We start from the raw sequence: 6,709 nt of genomic DNA on the forward strand, positions 1-6,709 counted from the left end.
TCGAACCATGCCCTGACTCCCCCTTGCCCTACTCAATTTCTTCCGCCCCATAGTAAGAGCCTACATTTAAAGCAGCATCTAACTTTTGGATTCCAAATAGAACCCCCTGCTTTCTTTTGTTAAAATAGAACCGATATTTCTTCCCAATTGTAAACTGATGTTTCTTATCCATCAGTAACACAGTCTGTTTTCCGTCAGAAAGACGGATTCCCACTTTACAGACACGCCCGGGAATGCGTTTTCCCTTTATCTCATACACCGTTCCTTCGATTGTCTCATATTCCTTTTTCTCCCCACACCATAGCAGATGGAACGCATATCCGATTCCAGACAGCCACATAACGACTGACCATGCAATAAAACTTGCTGAATCCATCTGCCTTCCCATATAACTTCCAAGAAAAAGAGCAAGAAAAGACAGAGCGCCTATTTTCAGGGCTCTGTCTGCCAGTACATTGGGAACCTTTGAAAATCCTTCCATGCGCTGATTGATATAATCGGCAATACGTTCCCGTCTGTTCATTTTTTTCTTATGCTTCAATAGTGACCTCCTTTACTGAACGGATAAACAGTATTTTCTTCTGATACAGAAGAGACAGCATTTCCAGTATTTCATTTGGCTGCTCTGTGGTTTCTAAGTAATACCTTACCTCTCCGCATTTTTCTATTTTAAGTAGAAATTGCCGGTACCTTTCTTCCATGGGTTCTTTTTTGAATACTCTTAGTGCTTTCCAAAAAGGTGTGCCACAGGCAAAGCTTTCACAAAACATCAAAAAACGTTCTCCGCTGTTTCTCATCACTCTTGCAACTATCGCATTCTGCAGCAGGTTTTCTGCTGCTTCTTTTTCTGTTTCACATTCACAGAATGTAATCAGTCCCCTAGTGATCAGCCTCCGGAAGCAGAAGTTAAATTCATCCTTTCCTGTTTTCCCATCCAGATCCTTTTCCGGAAATACAGCCTTTAACAACTGTACCATCCTCCCGTAAATCTGTGTTTCTTCCACGAATGACCAAAGCAGCGCATTCCAAATAAAGATTTCCATACCGGATAATATTTTGTTCTCCGTTCCAACCTGTACACAAAACAGCCCTCCCGGATGTTCCATTTTTACCCCCACAGCCGTATACCATCTCATCATGTTGCCCTCCTTACAAAATCCCCAGATTCAAACAGACCTCTAGGATTAGATATACCGCCCCTGCACAAACAAAAAACATCCATCCCTTATGCGATTGTTTCATATCCCACACGGTCTGATATTTTGTACCTACAATCCGGACTTTACCGGGAACTTCCCAGCGAAGTCTTCGATAGAACTCTTTAAATTCTTCATGGCGGTATCCCAAGGACCTGACACAGAAAATCTTCCGCATCTGTTCTTCTCCATTTAACAGAATAAAACTTTTCTGGTTTTCATCTCCATGTACGACCACATAGAACTCAGGGACTCCTCTTCTGCTGCCTTCCACGATCTTTTCAATTTCCTGATAAAAAATACGGCAGGCTTCATACTGTCCATTTTTCTCTGGCTGGTATACTGCCAAAGAGTCTTCATCCAGTTCCAGATAGCACCGTTCCGCTTCCATAATCCGTTGGTTGATTTTCCATGTATAATACAGCAAAAAAATCATTCCAACAATAAGAACTGAAAGAAAATACAGATTTTCCCAATTGCCATACCCATATGAGATGAAAAGAAGTAAAACAACAGATACGATTCCACAAAGTCCTGCCGCCCCCAAATACAGGTCTCTTCGATCCATCAGTTTATAAACATCATCTTCTTTTGCCATCAAACGCATATCATGCCCCCTTTCTTTTCTGATGCCATTCGGCTAATTCATTACATACCCGAATTGTTTCCTCACAGTAATACAGGGAGAACTTTGCAATATGCATGTCTTTTTCCCGAAGGCACAGCTTATTCTGCAGCCAGATATAAGCACTCTTCTTTGTCATGTATCCCTCTTCCAAAAGGGTATTCAACGCGCGGTGTGCTAAAATCCGTTTGTTACGAAGCTGTCCATCCGCCAGTTCCCCTTTCGGCAGAAGTGATTTTTTATGTGCACCCACATATGCATCGCAGTTATCAGGATACCCGTCACACACATAAAGATAACTTTCTGAATCCAAATTGTCACTGCCATACACATAAGATGCCGGGTGCAGCCTTGCCATGCGGCCACAATACGGACACCGTACCCGGATATTTTCCGGTTTCTGTCTTTTCTTTTTCATTAGTACCGCCTCCTGTCAAATGTTTCTTTTAGTTTGCAGGTATTGTAAACAATCTGTTTTCTGTGAGTCAACAGTATCCCTACACTTTTTTTCTTATGCACCACGTTTGATCATACGGGTAATAATGCCTTCTGCCACCTCAAACTTATCGTTAATTCTGGTAACAACAAATCCCACCTCGTCACGTTTTGACGGAAGGCTTGCCATATTACAGGAATGCGCAACTGCATTGACGCCAATATTAAGCCGGATAAAATAAGTTCCTTTATATACATCAGTAATGATACCCACATATTTTCCCTGACGCACACACCGCTTCAGATTATCTTTATTGACATTGGCAGTTGCACTTTTGGCATCTACGGAAATTTCCATTTCTTCCACTGATCGGATATTAATTTGATTCACCATCACGAGTGTAAGATCTCCCACCTGGAATTTCTCACTAGCATCCACCATCCATTCCCATGCCATATCCCTTGCACGCACAGAAACCTCCACGCCGAACACTTCTAACCGGACGACTTTTGGAGCAACTGCAATGACACGTGCTTCCACAATCCTTCCTGGGTACAGCATCGGTTTTTCTTCTTCATCTTCATTGAAATAGAACATCTGACGTTTTTTCAGCATGGCATCTTTTCTTGACGCAACTACGCTTCTGCTCTGTTCATCCAAATCACGAATGATGAAATCAATGTCACTGCCAAGCATATTATTGGCAATCCTTGTCTGCCTGTTCAAGGTATCTGAATGCTCTCTTCCATCTCCCGAAAGATTGATCATCATCTCATCCATCGGAATTAAGATACGGAAACCGTTGTAATAGGTAATCGCTACTGTCCATCCGCTGTCCAGTTTCTCAATACCTCCAAGTTGTCCGGTCAAAATTTTCTTCGTGCGGTGTGCGTTCAAAAGCTGATGCCATCTGGCATCCTCCTGTTCTTCCATTGTTTCTACATGGGAATCTACGTCAATCGTTAAGATTCCTTCCGATAACACCGCTCTTGGTATCCCCTGCTCTTCCATCTTATTAACTGCTTTCTTTAATTCTGCCATTGTAAACCTCCATTCATCCTAAAAAGGGCACAAAAAAACAGCCCTCTGGCTGTCTTCTTATGCCCTATCACTATTTTACAGATACTATTTTATACGGACCACATTCGAATGTCAATTCCATCACCATTGCAATACAGTCGCATATCAGATGCAATCTTGTTTCATTAACTTTTTCAGCCCGTCTTGATAACGGATTCTGGAAAAATACCACATCTTTCCCTGAATTTCTACCAAAACCCTGTGTTTTAAAAGATATTCCAAATTTGCCTCTTCTGGATTATCCCGTTGCCAGCCTGTTGCCTTATAAAAGTCTTCCACGCTGTCATAAACCTCGATACAAGTTTCTGCAAGTTCTATTTTTTCTGTTTCATGCTCTTTCAAGTATATACCAAACTCCAGTTCCAATATTTTTATAAATCCATATTTCACAAGGGAGTTTCTCAACCTAAGCCTCCTTTCCTTCAGACGAAACAGGCGCAAAGAGTTCTTCCACTTTCATCACTCTTTTTCCCTCCTGCTGCCTGCTCTCTTTGATAGCCTTCTGTTTTTCAGATTTCTTAATCTCCGTATCAAGCATAAGCGGCTCGCTATCTTCCTGACACGATACCTTTTCCTCTAACGGTTTCTCTTCCTGTTCAGTATGTATCTGAAAATCACACTTTTCCTTTTGCCACTTTTCAAACCACTCCGGCACATGCTCCTCCACTTTTTCCAGTTTCATATGTTGGGCATCCGGATGCTCCAAATAGTCCATCTTTTGAAAACGGCATACCCTCTGCCCACGGATAATCAATAGCCCCTGATTCAGTGGGAAACGTAAAATTTCATCCGGGAGAAGCAGCATTCTCTTTCCAAGTGACGTTGACTCGGAATACTCCGGCACGTAGTCGGTTGCACGCAGAGTATAGTAATTCTTTCGTATGGAAGATACCGACACAGTGATTTCTCCTGTTCTGTCACTATAATAGGATGCCGTCGTCATATCATTACAGCCTAAAAAGATCGAAAAGTCACATCCTCCTAAAATTTCTTCCCACTGATTATCTGGATACCGGTTCTGCAGCTGTGGAATATTTTGAAACAGAATACTCATGCCAATTCCCCTGCTTCTTGCTGTTGCCAGTTTCTTTTTAAAATCCGGTACAACGCCAAGATTTGGGAATTCATCCAGTATAAATTGTATCGGCACCGGCAAACGTCTTTCTTTTGTACGGTCAGCATAACGCACCAGCTTGATACTTAGAAATGACGTAAACAGCGTGGCTAGCATATCAAAAGTACTGTCCTGATCGGAAGTAATACAAAAATATGCACATTTTTCCCTTCCCGGCAGCGACAGGTCAATTTCATCATGACTGGTAATCTGTTGTACCAGTTTATTCTGCATAATCTGCAATCTTGTTCCGAGTCCCAAAACCGCATTTCCCTTTACCTTCTCAGCCTTCGCAAATAGCTGGTACGGACCGCGTGCAGGGTGATGTGTCGGCAGCCTTTCAAAAATAGCATCCAGCATATCTACACTTTTGTTAATCAAAAGTTTATAAGCTTCCGGAAATGTTCTCTTCTCCGGTGGATACTCATGAAACACATAAAGACAAAGTGCTTTTAAAAGATCCATTTCCGTATTGTCATAAAAATGGTCGAACTTATCCGTTGTATTACGGATTACTACATCACAGAATACGTCTATCAGGCTGCCGTCATCAATTTCTCCAAGACAATCCCATGCATCAGAATGTTCTAACTGGATCAGGTTTAACTGTTTCACCGTATACCCGCATTCCCGGCAGTAAGAGGACAAATCCTCGTATAGTTCTGATTTTGGATCTGTCAGATAGATGCTTTCCCCCCTGCGGATGCATTGTAATGCCATTACACGCGCAAAAGCTCTGGACTTCATGCTTCCCTGACTGCCACATACAGCAAAATTCCGGTTAAGTCTGGACTCAACCGGAAGACTTATTATTTTTTTATCCTGGATGTCTCGCCCAAATATCACACCATCTACCTTTTCCAGATTCTTGTCGGTTCTTAAAACCTGACTGCGTTCCTCTTCCCCCATAAACCCTGCTGTTCCGTATGTTCCCTTTTGAGAGATTTCAAAATTCCGTTCATCATAACTTTCTTTGCCCGAACCTCTCCAGATAATCAGTCCCGCAATTATACCAAACAGAAAAAAAGCAACAATTGAGCACTGTATTCCTGCCGCCGATGATATACCATGTTTAATTGTATCTATAGGCTCTAACCTCACTACTGATTCCATGAACAGTTGTTCCATAAATCCGCCCACATATAAAACCAGAATAAAAAATGCTGCTGTCAGTCCTATGATTTTTAAAACTGTAACACCTTTCCGGTCTATTCTTCCACCTCCTTTACTGTATAACTCTCTGTTGCCATATGATGCTGTACAAGATTCCCGTAATAGGTCGAAATGGTATGAACAGAATTATATAGGGCAGTTACAAGAAGTGCCCGAATATTGCGTGCCTTTGTCTGGCTCTCATTCATACTGTGCAATACAAACTCAATATGATTTTTGGTGATTTTATGAAATTGTCCTTTTACCACCTGTGCTGGTTTTTCCTCCCTGTTTACGCGGATAGTTTTAGAACTGGAAGTCAATATCTCCACCATAATCCCAAGCAGTTCATCGATTCTTTCATCGTATGGATTATCATTTTTCAATGCCTCATAATCAATCTGTGCCTTTACCATATCTTCCACATACTGATAAGACTGATAGAAATCTTTTGTACGGTAATCTTTTGCTGTACTCTCTGTATATGTTTCACTGGTTTTCGTGCCACCTCCCACAAATTCCGGGGATACCCTCTCACTTATTTCGGTGACACCCCTCCCCGATTTCGGTGAGACGGTATCCGGCGGACACCTGCCTCTTGCCTCTGGTGTCCCTGCTTCAGCTTCTTTCGGATACGTCAGATGCTCTAAAACTGTTACGTTCAAATCCAAAAATAATACATTGGACACAGTTTGTCCTTTGACCTCAACTGTTCGGAATACCCTGCGCACAACACCCAGCTTTTCAAGTTCTACAACTGCATTCGTAGCATCACGCTTGGTAATCCCAAATTGATCTGCAAGCTGCTGGTAACTGCGTTGCAACATATCTGAATGGAATTTTTTTCTCAGACCAATCAACTGCCCTGTCATTTCATCTCTGATTTCTACCGCCCGATACCAGTACACAATATCCGCCAGTATAATGATTGCATTTAAATTCGGTTTCCCCGTTGGTTTGCGGATTGTCTTATACCAACTGACGGGGATTACGTTTCCGGATATCTGCAGCCGGCTCATACAATCTACCGTAAGACTGCCCGTTTCAAACGGACCGTTCATGCCCGCACCTCCTAGTATAATAATGATGTAGTCAATCAAGACTAC

Annotated in this window: 8 protein-coding genes; all 8 read right to left on the reverse strand. The window is 42.2% G+C overall.

Annotated features, from left to right (window positions below):
- Window positions 1–28 precede the first annotated feature (28 nt).
- Window positions 29–541, reverse strand: a complete 513-nt coding sequence (locus DWX43_RS25955; RefSeq protein WP_118622868.1) for a hypothetical protein — start codon at window positions 539–541, stop codon at window positions 29–31.
- Entirely contained in the window at window positions 531–1,139 is a 609-nt protein-coding gene (locus tag DWX43_RS25960) for a hypothetical protein (protein WP_147356333.1), read from the reverse strand. The genes DWX43_RS25955 and DWX43_RS25960 overlap by 11 nt, the downstream gene beginning before the upstream one ends.
- Before the next feature lie 10 nt (window positions 1,140–1,149).
- Window positions 1,150–1,803: a hypothetical protein gene (locus DWX43_RS25965; RefSeq protein ID WP_118622872.1), complete on the reverse strand. Its 654-nt coding sequence runs from the start codon at window positions 1,801–1,803 to the stop codon at window positions 1,150–1,152.
- A gap of 1 nt (window position 1,804) precedes the next feature.
- Window positions 1,805–2,239, reverse strand: a complete 435-nt coding sequence (locus DWX43_RS25970; protein WP_118622874.1) for a zinc-finger-containing protein — start codon at window positions 2,237–2,239, stop codon at window positions 1,805–1,807.
- Window positions 2,240–2,332: 93 nt separating this feature from the next.
- Complete coding sequence (locus DWX43_RS25975) at window positions 2,333–3,298, reverse strand: RNA-binding protein (protein ID WP_118622876.1); 966 nt, start codon at window positions 3,296–3,298, stop codon at window positions 2,333–2,335.
- Between the two features lie 144 nt (window positions 3,299–3,442).
- On the reverse strand, window positions 3,443–3,742 hold the full coding sequence (locus DWX43_RS25980) for a hypothetical protein (protein WP_243099478.1): 300 nt from the start codon (window positions 3,740–3,742) through the stop codon (window positions 3,443–3,445).
- 1 nt (window position 3,743) lies between these two features.
- Window positions 3,744–5,579, reverse strand: coding sequence for a VirD4-like conjugal transfer protein, CD1115 family (locus tag DWX43_RS25985; RefSeq protein WP_118622878.1), 1,836 nt, complete (start codon window positions 5,577–5,579; stop codon window positions 3,744–3,746).
- Between the two features lie 80 nt (window positions 5,580–5,659).
- On the reverse strand, window positions 5,660–6,709 hold a 1,050-nt coding region (locus DWX43_RS25990), incomplete at its 5' end, for a DUF6017 domain-containing protein (protein ID WP_330582327.1).

This window comes from Clostridium sp. AF19-22AC, from assembly GCF_003479085.1.
Classification (GTDB): domain Bacteria; phylum Bacillota; class Clostridia; order Lachnospirales; family Lachnospiraceae; genus Faecalicatena_A; species Faecalicatena_A orotica.

Bases quoted from the DNA above. Each gene is read 5' to 3' on its own strand.
- DWX43_RS25960 (WP_147356333.1), bottom strand. From the start codon at position 1,139: ATGATGAGATGGTATACGGCTGTGGGGGTAAAAATGGAACATCCGGGA.
- DWX43_RS25965 (WP_118622872.1), bottom strand. From the start codon at position 1,803: ATGCGTTTGATGGCAAAAGAAGATGATGTTTATAAACTGATGGATCGA.
- DWX43_RS25970 (WP_118622874.1), bottom strand. From the start codon at position 2,239: ATGAAAAAGAAAAGACAGAAACCGGAAAATATCCGGGTACGGTGTCCG.
- DWX43_RS25975 (WP_118622876.1), bottom strand. From the start codon at position 3,298: ATGGCAGAATTAAAGAAAGCAGTTAATAAGATGGAAGAGCAGGGGATA.
- DWX43_RS25985 (WP_118622878.1), bottom strand. From the start codon at position 5,579: ATGGAACAACTGTTCATGGAATCAGTAGTGAGGTTAGAGCCTATAGAT.